The 535-nt window shown below is 52.3% G+C and carries 1 protein-coding gene; it reads right to left on the bottom strand.

Annotated elements, in window-relative coordinates; genetic code table 11:
* The coding region (locus NW819_RS14510) for an FAD-dependent thymidylate synthase (protein WP_414414179.1) at positions 1 to 353 on the bottom strand (353 nt) is incomplete at its 3' end.
* Positions 354 to 535 lie beyond the last annotated feature (182 nt).

The following is a 535-nucleotide window of genomic DNA, read 5'->3' as shown; positions in this document are numbered from 1 at the left end:
CTCCGCACCGCTGACGCGAACAAGAGCTTTTTGCCCAAATCGGCAATTTGCTGGCCTGTATATCGGAAGGATTGAACATCAAAAGAAATTCCCACCCGATGAGTACGGGCCTGTTGCATGACAGCATGGGGAAAATAGCCTACCCCAAACGTGATCTGAGGATGCTCTAGAGGCCCATAGTGGCCACGGTTGCCCTCCAGCAAATGCCGCACCACGGCCTCTCCATACTTTTCCGGGATCCGGCTTTCTGAGGTGACAAAATCAGGGCTGTAATCCTGGTGCATGGCCTGGTAGATGACCCGTTCTGGATCTGGGGTTTGATTCAGCACCACAACTTGAAACAAAGCATCCACAGGCTGCATCCCCTAGTGCTTCGCACCGCATGTTAGGATTCTGAGATCCTTGTAAGATCATATTGGCAGCGGAGAACGCCAACGGCATTGGCCTGCTCCACCACAGAGCATATTCCCTATCTGCCCCCACCCTGAGGTATTCCTTAACTCAGTGTAAGGAGAAGAGAGCATGACTCTAGTCA

It is taken from the genome of Synechococcus sp. R8-2, assembly GCF_047461715.1.
Taxonomy (GTDB): Bacteria; Cyanobacteriota; Cyanobacteriia; order Thermostichales; family Thermostichaceae; genus Thermostichus.
The sequence above is the reverse complement of the archived record's forward strand: the minus strand, read 5'-3'. Positions and strand labels throughout refer to the sequence as shown.